The sequence below is a fragment of the Weissella oryzae SG25 genome (genome assembly GCF_000691805.2).
GTDB classification, from domain to species: domain Bacteria; phylum Bacillota; class Bacilli; order Lactobacillales; family Lactobacillaceae; genus Weissella; species Weissella oryzae.
This window is the reverse complement of the sequence record NZ_DF820488.1, coordinates 13,445-28,889: the sequence shown is the minus strand read 5'-3', so window position 1 is coordinate 28,889 and position 15,445 is coordinate 13,445. Positions and strand designations below refer to the sequence as shown.

Here is a 15,445-nt window from a genome sequence, read left to right as displayed (position 1 = left end):
AGTTGATTATGCATAAACTTTTTGTTTTGATGTACATTCTTATTGCTCCCGCCGTTGTGTGGTTTTTTGCATATGAGGCAGTAAATATTACAGGTAAGATGAGTAAACTTGATGCATTACTTGGATATTTACAAACGGTAATTGTATTTCTAGGTTCTTTTGTTATGAAGGTGTGATTATGTTCAAAATAATTTTTATTATCTTGTACGCTATAATTGTTCCGTTCGTTATTTGGTTTGTTGCATACCATAATGCGAAAGTAGACGGTGAACTGAGTAGGTCTGACGCTTCAATACTTTATTTCTTAACGGAAATGTATTTCTTATTTGGAATTGTTATGGTCTATTTATTAGAAGCTGGAAGCTAAACAACAAGGTAATTAAATCTTAGTTAGTCTTAGCCCAAAAGGTGCTATCGCAGTGATTGAACACTTAGGGGCTGTTGGGATTATGTAGCGACTGGTACAGCTATGCTGTGCCGAGGGTGCGAGCCGGCTATGCCGGCGGAAGCACCCGTTCGTGGAATGTCTCTTACAGCCCCTTAGTGTGAGAGTTGCGGAGATAGTGCCTTTCTTGCGGTAGTGGGCTTAGTCTAACTTGGTTCAATTACCGTAGCCCCCGTTTACCTAATAGGGGGGCTTAAATATAAGCAAAAACACGCCGTAAACGTTGATACAGCGCTTATAGCAAAGATTTGAGCAAGTGTGCACGATTTAAATTTTGTGCACACTTGATAAACAGTATGCAGAAGGTGGTTTTATGAATGAAGGTATTTGCTACAGATATTGTGGAATTGAACACCTTATATCAGTTCAAGAAAACGGTGACTTTATCTTTACTTTAATTGCTCCTGACGGTGGCGAGGTTATAGGTATCGCAAATCCTTATACATTACCACCAAATATCCCTAACATGTTAGACCCTATGGAAATTGAGAGTATTCAACAGGTAGATAATAATTATTCAATTATCAATTTCAAAGTTGATAATGACTTGGGGTTTAAGCAACAAAATAAAGTGATTATGAAGTGGGAACAGTACAAACAAAGGTTACAAAAGTTAGCCTTCGTTGGTGTTTCGACCATTTCAGACGGAGGGGTGATTTAAGATGATTACTCCTGAACAGTTGAGTGAGTATCGAGCACAAAATAAGTGGTCCCTTAGACAAATGGCAGCTTATTTAGATATTAGCCAATCTGCTTATCGCAATTATGAAAATGGTAAGCGTGATATACCTGAACAGGTAGCTGAAAGAGTGCAAATGGCTTTCGTAAATTACAATGGATTGCTTGGTATTGCTGTAGATTACTTACGCATTAGCTTTGAACACCGTTCACCGAAAGATGTGATTGAAAATATACTCGGCCTTGATATGAAAGATTTTACAGTTGGTGGTGGTAACTCTGGAATGCTTTACCGCTCTTCGTTAAATTATTCTGGATTTAACTACATTCGTGTGTTCTCACGTGGTGATACTCCTGAAGATCACGGTGCTTTATTGCAAGTGTCCGGGCGAGGCTGTCGTTCATTAGAGTTTATAATGGAACAGAAAAATACGGACTGGCGTACATTGCTTTATAATGCTGTTTTTAACTTTGACGGAATTGTTACTCGTATTGATATGGCGATAAATGATTATGTAAAATGGTTTGATATTGAACATTTAATCGAGAAAGCACATAACGGTGAGTACACTTCGCGTTTTAGGTCTGATGAAATCATACATGGTAACAAGTACAGTGGTTGGACGTTAGAGTTTGGTAAGCGTGGCAATGTGTTTTTTAGATTTTACGAAAAAGACAAAGAAATTGCTACTAAACTAGGAACTTCAATGTTTGAGTATGGTATTAAAAATCGTTATGAACTACAGGTTGCAGATACAAGAAAGGCTACAACTTTGGTTAATGACTGGATAAGAGAAGGGAAAGTCGTAGAGAGTGTTTACGGCTTTTTTAATCGTTATCTGACTTTCTATGATAGCGTTGACCCTGATATTCCAGAGGAAGAGTGGAAAGTTTGGGAGCCTTGGCATTATTTCGTTTTGAAATCTAAAGAAATCGAATTTGAAACTCATGCCGAAGAAATTAGTCTTGAACGTACTAAAGCATGGATAAGACGGTCGGTTGCCCCTAGTTTGAAGATGATTAGTGAACTTGAAGGTCTTGGTGAAATCGTTGAAATTCTGAAAGAGGCCAGCCTTTCACCAAAGCACGAAAAGATTATTGATATTGTCAATGAACAAATCCGTCGAGAACAAGAAATTGCTGACGATTTTGAGACTTGGCATTGATTATTTTAGGAGGATTTATGTTTAAAGGAATTAAGCAACAAGGTATTATTGTTCCAGAAGAAATCCAAAGGTTTGGCGAGCTTCTATCTATGAATGTTCGTTCAGTAAAAGACCTGCTTAATATTGTTGATAGTTTTGATTATTATCTAAAGCAAGAAACGCAAAAGCACGTATTTGCTGATGGAGAGTATACTGTTTCAAGCGTTGATGTTGCTGAATTTAACAAGGTATCTTTCAGTGGTAATACTTTTTATGAGGGTGTTGCAATCAATTTTGCTCAAAAATTGAAGGAGGAGCAAGCCTCTGTTATTCATGGGATAGGCTTTTATGGTGACGCTACTTCGTCAAATTTTAATTATCAAATGCTTATTAGTGTTAATACTATCGAAAATCAAAGTAATTCAGTTGTATTAATTCCAGTTTATACGCACTTTGATAATTTCATTGAAGTTAAACATGGCTATCAGCAAATTTATGACATTTATGGAAATCAGTTAGTTTATCTACAGGCAAGCGCAGACGGGAGAAAAGGCGAATTTAAAAAATTGAAGGATTTTAATTTGGATAAAAGCACCGATAAACCCCAGCCTGTTTACTTTGTTAAATAATTTAGTAAAAGTTTTTGTTCGTATATTTTGAGTGGGATTGAAAACATGAGGGTGGTATTCAAGATATACAACTAAAACTAATAGAATTAATGGAGATATTTAATCATGGCAACAAGTCAAGCACAAGTAATTAAGGCGATCACTGCAACAATCGACCATGCAAACGAGGTTACGGCTTCAATGCAAAAATTGGATAAGGATTTATTATATGCTGGGGTTAATGAGATTAAAAATCTAATCGAAGAGGACCCTCAACTTGAAAAGCTTTTCGCTGATGACTTGAAACAATTGCGAAATAACGCTCGTTTCATTTCACAAGCTTCGGGTATTGTTAAGAATGCTAAAAATGTATCGCAAGCAGGTGACTCAATGATTGGTTCCGCCAAGCGCTTCTTAAGTTCTTCGAAGTAAATATTTAAATTATTGTTAGCAACACCTTAGTTAATAGCAAGGTGTTTTTTTATTGCCATAAATTCAAATATGGCGGGTTTTCAAATATCTTGAAAAGGAGGTTGAGTACCATTGTAAAGCTCAATCTAAAGAAAATAGTGAAGGTCAAGCCTAAAAAATTAAAACCTAAAGTATTGAAACACGGATTTAGTAGACGGTTTAGCCGTGTTCTAATGTTTTCAATCCTAGGATTTTTAATTGTTAGCGGGCCTTTTGCATTTATGAGAACTGCCAAGGCCACACAAGAGAATAAATCATTAAGACATGAATTAAGTACGATTAAATCTCAAATGGATAAGGCTCAAACGGGTTCAGTGGGGTATACGCCTGCATTGAGTGGGTATATGTCTAATTTTATTACTTCATATATAAATATGACTGGTAAAACAGAGGACATGAACAAATGGCAATCAGATTTAAAGCCATATCTAGCAAATGGCATTGATACTCAAAAATTAATCGGCACGAATAATTTAAAGGCTCAAAGTCTGACTAGTACTTCAATTGTTTCAATCTACGTGAAAAATGGCGTGAAAATAGCACAGTCAAAAGTAGATTATAAAGTTAATATGGACGGCGGAAACAATTGGGCTTCTAAGACAATCTATTTAAATGTCCCTTATGCAGTGAAAGACAATGTTTTTACAGTTGTCGCAAATCCATTTGTTACTGAACAGCCAAGCTTTACTGGCAAAGTTTCTACAGCAGAAAAACGAAATGAAAATACTTTAGCGATTGCTGATACAGCAGTTACTGGTGATGTTACTAACTTTACCAACAAGTTTTTTGATAAGTATGTTTCATCTTCGGCTGATGAAATGAGCTTTATTATGTCTAATCCAGTAGGCCTTAATGGTGATTACACGGTTAAGACAGTTAGTGATTTGCACATTTCCGGTTCTAAATCTAAACCAGAAGTTTCAGGGACAGTTTCGTTAGTACAGAAAGATACTAACATTACACACACTGAACAGTTTGATTTGAAATTGCAGAAGCAAGAGGGCACATATTTTGTCCTTTCATATACACATTAATCTTTAGAAAAGGAGAAAACATGGATTTTTCGGGTTTAACACAATTCATTACTAGTCAAGTTGCTGGTGTGCTAACGGCAATAGTTGCCGTATTAGTTGTGTCACGTTTTGCGGGTCGTGATTTTAAAGGCCTTTTAATCATTGCTATAGCAGGTGGATTAGCGTACTACTTAGTTCATGATACGGCAACTGTGTTTGGCTGGATAAGTAATATCGCAAATATGGTAAAGGGGTAAGTAATTATGAAAGATACTTACAATTACCGTGCGTTATATCGGCATAGTTACACAATTCGTGGGGCAATGTTAAAGGGATTGCTTGGTGGTGGAGGTATCGCCTATTCTTTCTCCTTTGAAACATTTATTGTAGTTTTGCTGGCATTTATCTTTGATATACCACTTATCTATCTTGCTATTAGGTATGTACCACAGTATAGCTTAGCTGTTATTTTGGGTATTCCTTGGCTCGTTTATAAGCTATATGACACAGTAATTCCTGACGGTTTAAAAGTTCACCAATGGGCATGGCAATATCTAAAATATTTATGGATTTATCGTGTAAAAAATCGTCACTTAAATAATGATGAAGAAGTGTATTTTACAGATATAGGTTCAGAAATTCAAATTTATTAGGAGGCTCACACTATGCAAGAAATCTTTATCAAAATGCGTGATAGAACTGGCATTAATCACACTTTTAAATATCCATGGCTGAATGAAGAAATTTATAGATTTGCAAAAAAGAGTGTGGGGCAAGCTTATATTGTTGGACTAACTAGTGATGTAAAGCTAATTGTGCATGTGACTGATTTACGTGAACGTTTACCGATTATTGATAATATTATTCGTCTTAAGAATGCAGGAATTTCTTTAGTTTATGCACCAAGTAGGTTAGAAGCAGTACGTATGTTGTTTAAGTACGATATTCGTAAAGCTGCTTTGAGTGTTTTTGAGCCCAGTAACTTACCTATAAGCATAACGTGGGCAAAAATTGTTGAACGTTTAATCGCCATTAATCGATTAAAAGATTTAGGGTTAAATTATTATGCAGACATGAAGGAGCTTAACAAGTGAGTAAAATTCAAATACTTGTTTACGGACAAGACGGGCAAAAAACTTTTTATCCCTATCCTTGGAGCATAGATGAGTTTGAAAAAGTCGCTAAAAAAGGTGGACGTTTAGCAGAAATACTAGGTTTTCCGGTTGCAAATCATATTTGCTCGGTATCTGATCTTCCAACAATCATTCCGACATTTGTTAAAATCTATCACTACATTAACAATACGGAATTTGATGTTGTTTATAGTGATAGCGAGATAAATGCGGTGCGCGCACTTTTTCAGAATGACTTGGAGCTTGCAATTAGTCGGGTATTTAATTTAAAAAATGTTCCGGGTTTAAAAATGACTTTTATTTTTGAACGTTGTTCTTGGTGGGATATTTTAGATTACATGAAAAGCAAGGATAAATTCATTTCACTTGGTGCTGATTATTTTGCAGGATTTACTTTGGAAAGGAGCTAGTTATGAGGGCTGATTATGTCGACATTCGTTTTAAAGGTAAAACGCGAAGGTTTCGTTACCCAATAAGAAAAAACGAATTTTTAACGTGGGTTACGGTGCAAAAAGATGTTTACCTGGAGAATTTGGCTTTAGTCGGTTATCAATTACCTGACAAAGTAATTAAAAATCTGGGGAAGAATTTAACTGTTGAAAATTTATTGCCTATTAGTGGGGAACAGTTAAGTGATTATAACAATTACAGGTATTGGGGAGCTGGCAGAATGGCCATTCGCTGATAATACCTATAGCTTGGTTAGAAGTTTTTGGCTTCTCTGGGGGTCATGCCCTGCCAGGCTATTTTTTATATTCGGTAATTCACCGAAAATATGAGATAAGGATGTTTAATAATGAAAACAGTGTTAGTAAATCCGATGAAGCTATTTGCAGGTAATTTAGCACTTAGTAAAACGGGTGATGTATGGGCATATTTTCGTGTCCCAAGTGAAAGTATTGCTAATCATGATTTAAAGAAAAAAGAGGCAAGAAAAATAACATTATCGTTTCTTTTTAAAGAGATAGCTAGGTTCGGAGAATTTGAATTATCAATGATACCAAAAGAGTTAGACCTAGAGGAAAGATTTTTCGGTGAAACTTCACTCTCTAACGATTTTGCACCTGATGTTAAAGAAACGGCCGAATATTATGCCCGTAAGCAAGTTGCAATGTTAAATCGAGACTTAGGGATTGTTACTCAAAGTTATTATGTTTTAGGTGTTAAGTTGAAATCGTATAAGGTTGATAATACACTGCGTGAAAATGTCACCCAAACGTTTCAAGAATTAGAGCGCCAATTAATGCCATTATTTGGTTATGAAGTTGATATTGATAAGAAATATTTCAACAGTTTTTCTGACGTTGCAAGGGATTTAGAAAGCACGTTATCCTCAATAAATGCTATCGCATTAAGTGAAGATGAATTAGCTTACTATATTCGGCACGATTATATTCGCGGACAACTTCACAATGTACTTGGTGAGAGTGAGGAACGGTTCTTACCCAATTTAAGTGACGCAACTTTAAGCGGTGCTAATCGTGGTGTGATTGAGTTAAACACGGAGCTTGGCCGAAGCTATGCCAAAATTATGCCAATTTCTGAAACACCTACTGATTTAACTAATTCACATTTTTTTGAGGTAGCTCAACAAATGCGCTTCCCAATGGAACTAAAAATCAAAGTTAAGGCTGAAAAAAAGTCTGGTTTTGGTCGGTCCTTAAAGTCAAAATTATCAGGACTTGAAAAGGAGTTTAGTTCAGAGGATAGAGATGCGTTACAAGCACGGCAAAATAATAACTCTGATAAACGCAAAATCAAAAAAATACTTCTGAAAAGCATGCAAAACGGCATGGAAAGAGACCGGGAGTATTTTAGTTGGTTAGGCGTTTTTGTTGTCTATGGCTCAACTATAAAAGAGGTTTTGAAAAATGCCAAAGCACTTAAAGCGCATATGACAAGGCGACATGTAACTTTAAGTTCAGCTTCTGCACAGCAAATTGATTTGTTCTATCGTATGTTACCAAGTTATTCGCTTGAAGGTGAGACACGTTGGTTACAGTATTCTTCACATGAAGGTTTAGGTGAAAATTTATTCGGAATTTCACACCAACTTGGGAATAATACCGGTTATGTGATTGGCCGAGTTTCTAATTTAAATCAGTCACAGACTATTGCTCGCAGTATCAAGTCATCTAGAGATTTAGTTATGTTCAATCCTTTGGTGTCTAATCAAGGTGTTGCTGGTTCTGCTACATCTAGTCCACATATCCCTGTTACAGGTCAGACTGGGCGAGGTAAGTCGTTCTTAGTCAAGCTAATAATGCTCTATCTATCAATGATGAATGCTAAGTTACTGTATATTGACCCAAAGCAAGAAGTGAGAAGGTGGTTTAATCGAGCTACTACAGACCCAGATTTCCAGAAAAAGTATCCGTATTTAATAAAGCTAATTAATCAATATCACTTTACAACGCTTAATGCTGAAAATTCTGATAATTGGGGGGTTCTTGACCCAATTGTCTTTTTGGCTGGTACTGGTGTACGTGGGTCAAATGCTACTGCTGATTCTGACCCAGCCTTTGATGTTGCTTTGGCTATGTTTGAGCAAGTATTTAGAATGCCTGACCAATATGTTAAAGCAGATTTATCCAGGGCAATTAGTGATGTTATTACCGATAAATGGCGGGGTAAAAAAGTTGGTATGCTGAACGTTCTTGATTACTTGGATAATTCTTTGAAAGATGAAACTAGAGAGTTATCAAGAGCATTACGTAGTACGGTTTCAACTGGTATTTTAAAGCTTAGTTTTTCGGACGGCTCAAAAGACGCCGTTTCATTTAATACCCGTGTCAATATTCTTGAAGTAGCTGGCCTCGACTTACCAAGTGAGGGTCAAGAGGAAAATACTTACACCAATATTCAACGCAAGTCATTGGCTACAATGTTTGCACTTGGAAAGTTTGCAGACCGCTTTGGTAGTAAAAATCCTGATGAATATACATTTGAAATTATTGATGAAGCTTGGATATTTCAAGCTAGTTCAGTTGGTCGGGCAATCTTGAAGTCAATTAAGCGTGTGGGACGTTCATACAATAATGCCTTAGTCTATGCGACACAATCTGTTGACGATATTAATTCAGATGATGATCACGGGCAATTTGGTGTTGTTTTTGCTTTTAATGAGCCCACAGAAACAAAACAAATTTTAGATTTCGTAGGGCTTGAAGCAAACGAAAAAAATGTTAAATGGTTTGAAAATTTTATCAAGGGGGAGGCACTTATGCGTGATGTGTATGGACGTGTTGGAAAACTAGCGGTTCATTCAATGTTTCCTGAATTTACAGAACTGTTTAAGACACTTGAAAAGTCTGATAGCGCAAAGGCCGAAGAATTATTTTCTTAATTGAATGGAGTAGTTAGTTTAAAAATATTTAATTAATTATTTTTCTGATTGGAGTTATCTATATGGCTATTAAGTTACGTTCACCCTCAAAAAAGAGACAGAAACGTTGGATATTATTATTTTTTACGTTGGTAATTATTGCAAGTTCGCTAGGGATTGGTTATCAAGTTTTCAAGCCTCAAATATGGGGCTACTTAGCCGGCCTAAGAGTGACTAAAAATTTAAGCAATACGGGACAAATTCATAAGCAAGGCAGGCCAGATAAATCTATTATTTATGGTAATAATGATTTAAATGGGCTGAATAACAATCATGCACAAGGCAAGTTAGAATTAAGAGGTTATCTCTCACTGCCATTACAGAATGGGGTTCGAGTTTCAATTAAAACAATGCCGATTTATGAGGGTACAAGCGAAAATGTGTTGAAAAATGGAGCTGGTACTGCTAAACCTAATGAAGTTTTAGGTCAAAACAATTTAGCAGTTGAGGCACATAATTTTGCAGACAATTCAACTTTCTTTAGTCCATTACAGGCAAGAGTATCAGTTAGTGCAAAACCATTAGTTTATCTTTATGACGGCACAAATATTTATGTTTATCAGCTTACAACTTGGGATAAATTGCCGTTAAGTCGTTCTGATGTACTAGAAGATACAGCAGTATCAACAAGTACACCACAAATTACATTATCAACGTGTTTCGAGGAATACCCCGATTATTATCATGCAAAATATCGAGTAGTTGTTACAGGTCACTTAGTTAATCAAGTGGCCTTTTCTAATGCACAAAAACAGGTACAAAACCTGTTTAGATTTAACAAATAGGAGTTTTTAAATTATGTATATCTCAATGAAACAAGCACGTAAGTTCAAACGCACAATGGCACTTGCTTCAATTACAATTTCATTAGCGGGCATTATGGCACCGGTAGTTGCTAGTGCTGATACTGCATTACCCACAAATGTAACTCAATTGATGAGTAGCAAGCTTAAATCTTTAAACGGTGATATGAACGGATTGGGAGCCTTAACTTATCACAATGGAGATACTAGTAAAATTGGTTACTATGTTCTGAATGGTGATAATGCCGGCTCAATGGTTAATAACACTGAACATAACAATGTAGCCATTGGTTATGGTGGGGTTACACCTACAGCTGTTATGTGGCTCAATGGTCAGTTTATTTACTGTATTCAAAATTCAAAGGGTAACCCAGTGGGTAAAGACGGCGTTCATTGGGACGACAACCTTTCGAAGTATGCTTCAAACCTAATTCAAGATGTTATGGTACTAGGTTTTCCTAATGCTTCAAGCAGTGATTTAGGTTTTACTGGTGAAAATTCAGCCTTACATGCTTATATGGCAACACAGTACGCAATTTGGGCAGCTGAACAAGACGGTAAAGTTGAAAGTGCAGACGGTGGTATGGTTGATTTAAGCTCATTGTCTGATAACGCAGGAGTTGCACAAGCTGGATATAAGTTATATCAAAAAGCACAAGCATTAGAAGCTAAAGGTGGTGTAGCGTCATTGACGGCTGATACACATGATAAAGAGGAGGCTACAGCAAAGGCTAAATTAACTGCTGATTTGACTAAGGCAGTTGCTTCTAAGACGACTGAATTAAATAATAAGGTTAATGCTGATTTAACTAGCAAAGAAACAGCTAAAAAATCAGAAATGCAGAATTACATGAAGTCCGTCTCTGATAAAGCATTATCAACAGTAGATAATAACGCTAAGACGGACGCTATTAACCTTCTTAGCAATGGTACACAAGCGGTTAATGGTGATAAGTATAAGGCAACGGCTACTTTGACAAATCAAAAATACGCTTATTTAGAGAAAACAGATAATACTAGGGTATTTAGCTTTTCGCCTAAAGCAACTATGCCTAAATTTGACTTAGGTGTTAGTGACGTTCATTCACTTGTTAGGGACAAGACAATTGATTTAAAGGTCGATAAGAATTACACAGGTTCCATGACGACTACAGCTTCCGGTAATCTAAGTGCTAATACTGATACAGGAGATACAATCAATGCTTTAACAATTAAGTTGGATAAGCAATTACCAGACGGCTCTTATTTAGTACAAGACGGTCAGAAGCTAACGTCAAAAGACGGTCAAACTTATACTATTAAAAATGGAGTTGATTTTGAGGTGCATGTGCCAGCCAGCGCTGATAGTGATACGGACTCGTTAGGATATGAAGTGGTTGGTAACACTGTTATTTCATTATCAGATTTTAAAGAGTTAGCAAAGACAAACTTGTCAGGAAAGGACAGTGTACAGTCAAGTGCTAGCGATACTGCAAAAGTGTCAGAAGAATATACTTACCAAAAGGGTGCCGAAGTTGGTGTTATCGGGGCTGGTGTAGCAGGAATCGAAGGCATTCAAAATGTAGGAACAATTATTTTGAATGTGGGGGCAACCCAAGCAACTGATAAGGTTGAAGATAGCCAAGTGGTAAAGGTTGGTAAAAATAAGGATGTAAATGCTAATTACTCGGACCAAAAAGAGGTCAAAGTTAATGATAGTAAGACGGCAACTCGTAAAGCTTCTGCAAACAATAAGTTTTCATGGGATAAAGACGCCGTGGCCTTCGCTAATACTGGTTTAACTATCAATAAATATCTTTTGGCTGGGTTAGTAACAACGTTGCTCGCAGGTATTACTGGAGTAGTAGTGTACTTTAAAAAATTCCGAAAAGTAAATGTTAATAAGTAGCAATAAGTAGTAACAAAATTTTATCAAGTATAATTTCCCAACAAAGCAAATTAAAGGCTTCGCAAGGTTCATGTCCTTAGTTGGGAGTTCCCAGAAATGGCGGAATTTTAGAATAAACAAATTAGGAGGATTTAGTTATGGCTCAAGATGAAGATTTAATGTTGCAGGATTTAGAGGTTAATTTAAAAGATGTAGTTGATCAACTAACTGTGACACAAGCTAGTTTAGATAAAATTAGCAAAACCTTGTCTTTAGTTAAGACAACGTATAAGAATCCAAAGTATGAATATTTAGTACATTTTTGGAAAGTTAAAGGGAATATTGACATGACTTTATTAGAGGTTAATACCTTGTTAACTGAATTATAAAAAGCGATACAAAGAGTATCGCCGAAATAATTGTTACTATTTCTTTTTGATGTAATAAGTTTTGCCGTCACCGAAAAGGCCCGAACGTTTATCAATAAATTTTTGAGCTTCTTTTTCAGATACATTGTCTAGGGCGACTTTATCCGAAGAGAGAAGGCCACCTTTTTCGATAACTTGAAACTTATCTTCAAAGAAAAATCCCATAATAGATAACTCCTTTCTGAATTATTATGAAATGTTTCACAATTTGATTATATCATTCTCAGTTGTACGAATTTGGTACTGTAGGCTCATAACCTTAACTGAGATTTGCCAGAAATGGCATAAATGTATAAAGCGACTTTCTCCCTAAAATAAACCTATTCAAATTAAATTCTTAGTAGCTTTATACGTTTGTTTTCGGTACAGCATAAAGGCTGACTTAGGCTCATGACCTTAACCGGAAATTGTCAGAAATGACAAAAAAGACACTGTTACCAGTGCCTGTCAGGAATTTTTACTCGGTTATTTACAATTGGTTTAGCAAGTGTTGAACATATAATAACAAGACTAGTCCCAAAGTCACTAGTGGAAAGCGGAAAATTAGGGATACAGTTCCTTTTATAATCAACCATAGTAAGACAAAAACAATTCTAAAAAATTCAAGCATATTAACACCTCCAGCATATTTCAATTTTTTAATTGTTAGTTGAGAAATATGTCAGAGATACTAATATAAAATTCCTGATAAGTGCATTGTATCACATGTTTTAAGGTTTTCTAACAGAGCATAAAGGCTCCAAAGGGTTCGCGACCTTAGTTAGAAATTATTGAATAAGAATTCATTAAAAATGGTATTAATTTCCGAGTTATTTAAAATATAGAAAAGGAGCATTAGAAATGTTAAACGTACGAGACGGTTAGCTTTGAATTTAGGATATGGTACAATAATCACAAAGAAAATTTGGAGTGATTTTAAATGAGTAAGAAAAAATGGGTTATTAGTGGGGTTATTGGGTTAGTTGTCATTATTTTAGCTATTTTTGGGTATCAATCGTATGCAAATAGTCAGCAAGCTTCCAACGCAAAATTTGCGACTACTTTAGTAATCAAGAAACTTAACCAAGATGAATATTCTGGCGATACAAAAAAGTATTTAAAACCATATACTAATAAGAATGTGGATATTGAAGTGGTGCCAGTTTCAGATTATTCAAGTTCTAATCCGAAGTTTTATGTAACCGTTAATTATTCTGATTTGGATATGGATAAGACAAAGCATAATTATAAGGAGGTTCCTTATGAAGAATACAGCAAAGTGGCTAATAATGATGAGATTGCTTACAAGGCTTTAATGAAGATAGTTGATGGCAAAGCTAAATTTTATATAGCAACCGGAATAGATGAAAATACATTGAAGTTTAAGGAAAAGACAAATATTTACTTAGTAGATACTAAATCAAGGTCTGTACATTCAACCAGTAAGACTGGAGATGGACCGAAAGTTTATACCATTGATTCATATAAAACAGAACAAAAATAATATATTTAAAAAGACACTCATTAGTTCAATAGTGAGTGTTTTTTATTGCTTAAAAATGATTGGAGATAAAATGCAATTAATTAAGAAAAAACTATATATTATAATACCGACTATTATAATATTCACTTTGTTTTTTGTGATTGTTGTTTTTGCAAAAGATGACAACACTAAAACTTTAGCAAACTATATTTCAATGCAGAATATGACACAAATAGCAAAAAACATTGAAATAATGCAGTTGTATCATGAGCCAACTGGTATAACACACCCGCTTGCGACGGTTAATTATGCATTGAGTGGTTTCTTTTGGAGCTTTAATACAATTGCTTATAGCTTGTTTGATTATCTGCTAAACGTTTTATTTAATACATCAAGTATGGACCCAATTATTACTTTCGTAGCTGATTTATCAAAAGGTCTGTATAAGGGATTGGCTGGTAGCATTTTAAAATCAGCTTTTCTAGCTGGTATGGTAATTAGCATTATCATGTATTTTACAAAAGGTAAGAGTGCCGCTTATAAACAAGTAGGTAGTATTTTGTTTATTTTACTGTTCCAAGCTATTTGGTTCACACATGTTACTCCTATTTTGCAAGATGTAAATTCATTAGCTGATAATTTAAGTGCGAATATTGCGACGAGTATTTCAAAAATATCAACCGGTAAAAATGATGATACATTTGCTGAAATGGCTTCTGATACTTCTGAAAATAAAACAACGACAGTGAATGCCATTAGAACAAGTTATTTTGATCAGTCTTACTATACTTCATGGCGATTAGCTGAATATGGTACTGCGTCTGATGAAGATAACAACAAAATTAATGAAGCTAATAAATTGTTATTAACTGATAAAACGTTGTCTGACGATGAAGTAAAAGAGGTTTTGGCAAATGATAAACTCGATAAAAATTTCAAGGACAAAATGAGTAAGAATAATTCAATGTATCAACTCATGATTTCCTCAATGTCAGGATTTGTGAGCGTGCTTTATGGTGTACCTTATGTATTTCTTGGTTTGATAAATTGGGTTGTTACCATTCTAGCTTTTGCAATTGCTACGATTTTGCCTATTCTAGCCGTTATGTCAATGTTTCCAAAGTATGGAACTTCATTTACAAATGGTGTAGCAAAAATGGTTCTGTACATGTTAGCGAGAGGCGTTGTTTTACTCGGACTTGTATTATTCTCAATCTCACATCAGATTATTGTTATATTGACCCAGTCACAGTCAGGTAACATGACAGGAGTTGTAGGTGGGGTTGGTATGCTTGTTGGTGCCGTCCTAAACTTTATATTGCTTTACCTAGTTTGGAAAAATAAGAAGGTTCTAACTTCAACCTTAAGTGGCGGACATATAGACTTTGCACCTATGGGTGACGCACTGAGTCGTAAGTTACAAAACATGAAAAATGTACCTTTATTTAGTCAATATGATATGGATAGGCCTACAGAAAAAGACGAAGGTTCAGGTAATCAGGACGAGGATAAAACAGACGTTAATAATCGTGAAGGAAACAATCCGGATACAGAAGATGATGAAGACCCAGTCTTAGAAGACGATGAGCCAGATACTGATGTAGATAATGAGGGCGAAGAAGGTGGAGATACAACGGACTCTGATAATGAAGATGAATCAGAACCTGAAAATGACCCTGATTATGAAGATATGGAACCTGAAAATGACGAGCCTGATGAAGATGATGTCAAACCTGATGATGTAGAGCCTGATATGTCTGGGACTGATAATGGTTCAGACGATGACAATAGCTATCCTGATAATTCTGATAATACAACTACTGATACTGTTGAACATGATAATGAAAACCCAGATATTCAAAGTCAACAAGAAGATTTAGAAACAGTGCAAGCTTCTAATCATGATTTGAATATGGATAAGCAACTTGAACAGGATATGCAAGAGTACAGCAACAATGATAATGCTGAACCTGATGAAGATAAAAATATTGATTTAGTGTAGGAGGA

The 15,445-nt window shown here is 35.5% G+C and carries 18 protein-coding genes; 17 read left to right on the top strand and 1 reads right to left on the bottom strand.

Annotated elements, in window-relative coordinates; genetic code table 11:
• The first annotated feature begins 8 nt into the window (after positions 1-8).
• The 15 genes from TT13_RS11270 to TT13_RS04145 all read left to right on the top strand — a co-directional run bounded on the left by TT13_RS11270 (position 9) and on the right by TT13_RS04145 (position 11,937).
• Positions 9-176 carry a hypothetical protein gene (locus tag TT13_RS11270; protein ID WP_190279616.1) on the top strand — a complete coding sequence of 56 codons (168 nt, stop codon included), beginning with the start codon at positions 9-11 and terminating at the stop codon, positions 174-176.
• 582 nt (positions 177-758) lie between these two features.
• Positions 759-1,106, top strand: coding sequence for a hypothetical protein (locus tag TT13_RS04210; protein ID WP_027698843.1), 348 nt, complete (start codon positions 759-761; stop codon positions 1,104-1,106).
• Between the two features lies 1 nt (position 1,107).
• Positions 1,108-2,289, top strand: coding sequence for a replication initiation factor domain-containing protein (locus tag TT13_RS04205; protein WP_027698842.1), 1,182 nt, complete (start codon positions 1,108-1,110; stop codon positions 2,287-2,289).
• Positions 2,280-2,897, top strand: a complete 618-nt coding sequence (locus TT13_RS04200) for a hypothetical protein (RefSeq protein ID WP_190279615.1) — start codon at positions 2,280-2,282, stop codon at positions 2,895-2,897. The genes TT13_RS04205 and TT13_RS04200 overlap by 10 nt, the downstream gene beginning before the upstream one ends.
• Before the next feature lie 105 nt (positions 2,898-3,002).
• Positions 3,003-3,308 (top strand): hypothetical protein, encoded by a 306-nt coding sequence (locus TT13_RS04195; protein WP_027698840.1) that lies wholly within the window; start codon positions 3,003-3,005, stop codon positions 3,306-3,308.
• Between the two features lie 260 nt (positions 3,309-3,568).
• The gene (locus tag TT13_RS04190) at positions 3,569-4,381 is read left to right on the top strand and encodes a conjugal transfer protein (RefSeq protein ID WP_190279614.1); all 813 of its coding nucleotides are present in this window, start codon (positions 3,569-3,571) and stop codon (positions 4,379-4,381) included.
• A gap of 20 nt (positions 4,382-4,401) precedes the next feature.
• Positions 4,402-4,617, top strand: coding sequence for a hypothetical protein (locus tag TT13_RS04185; RefSeq protein ID WP_027698838.1), 216 nt, complete (start codon positions 4,402-4,404; stop codon positions 4,615-4,617).
• A 6-nt stretch (positions 4,618-4,623) separates the two neighbouring features.
• Positions 4,624-5,013, top strand: a complete 390-nt coding sequence (locus TT13_RS04180) for a hypothetical protein (RefSeq protein WP_027698837.1) — start codon at positions 4,624-4,626, stop codon at positions 5,011-5,013.
• A 12-nt stretch (positions 5,014-5,025) separates the two neighbouring features.
• Positions 5,026-5,454, top strand: a complete 429-nt coding sequence (locus tag TT13_RS04175) for a hypothetical protein (RefSeq protein ID WP_027698836.1) — start codon at positions 5,026-5,028, stop codon at positions 5,452-5,454.
• The gene (locus TT13_RS04170; protein ID WP_027698835.1) at positions 5,451-5,903 is read left to right on the top strand and encodes a hypothetical protein; all 453 of its coding nucleotides are present in this window, start codon (positions 5,451-5,453) and stop codon (positions 5,901-5,903) included. The genes TT13_RS04175 and TT13_RS04170 overlap by 4 nt, the downstream gene beginning before the upstream one ends.
• Positions 5,904-5,905: 2 nt before the next feature.
• Positions 5,906-6,178, top strand: coding sequence for a hypothetical protein (locus TT13_RS04165; protein WP_027698834.1), 273 nt, complete (start codon positions 5,906-5,908; stop codon positions 6,176-6,178).
• Positions 6,179-6,289: 111 nt separating this feature from the next.
• Complete coding sequence (locus tag TT13_RS04160; protein WP_027698833.1) at positions 6,290-8,839, top strand: ATP-binding protein; 2,550 nt, start codon at positions 6,290-6,292, stop codon at positions 8,837-8,839.
• A gap of 62 nt (positions 8,840-8,901) precedes the next feature.
• Positions 8,902-9,663, top strand: a complete 762-nt coding sequence (locus TT13_RS04155) for a class A sortase (RefSeq protein WP_027698832.1) — start codon at positions 8,902-8,904, stop codon at positions 9,661-9,663.
• A gap of 13 nt (positions 9,664-9,676) precedes the next feature.
• Positions 9,677-11,569 (top strand): thioester domain-containing protein, encoded by a 1,893-nt coding sequence (locus TT13_RS04150; protein ID WP_027698831.1) that lies wholly within the window; start codon positions 9,677-9,679, stop codon positions 11,567-11,569.
• Positions 11,570-11,706: 137 nt separating this feature from the next.
• The gene (locus TT13_RS04145; RefSeq protein ID WP_027698830.1) at positions 11,707-11,937 is read left to right on the top strand and encodes a hypothetical protein; all 231 of its coding nucleotides are present in this window, start codon (positions 11,707-11,709) and stop codon (positions 11,935-11,937) included.
• Between the two features lie 36 nt (positions 11,938-11,973).
• Here the strand turns inward: TT13_RS04145 and TT13_RS11265 are convergent, their stop codons facing one another.
• Entirely contained in the window at positions 11,974-12,141 is a 168-nt protein-coding gene (locus TT13_RS11265; RefSeq protein WP_190279613.1) for a hypothetical protein, read from the bottom strand.
• Between the two features lie 754 nt (positions 12,142-12,895).
• On the opposite strand from TT13_RS11265, the gene TT13_RS04140 reads away from it, so the two are divergent.
• Complete coding sequence (locus TT13_RS04140; protein WP_027698829.1) at positions 12,896-13,459, top strand: hypothetical protein; 564 nt, start codon at positions 12,896-12,898, stop codon at positions 13,457-13,459.
• Between the two features lie 136 nt (positions 13,460-13,595).
• On the top strand, positions 13,596-15,440 hold the full coding sequence (locus tag TT13_RS04135) for an ICP22 family protein (RefSeq protein ID WP_190279612.1): 1,845 nt from the start codon (positions 13,596-13,598) through the stop codon (positions 15,438-15,440).
• The last annotated feature ends 5 nt before the right edge of the window (positions 15,441-15,445 follow it).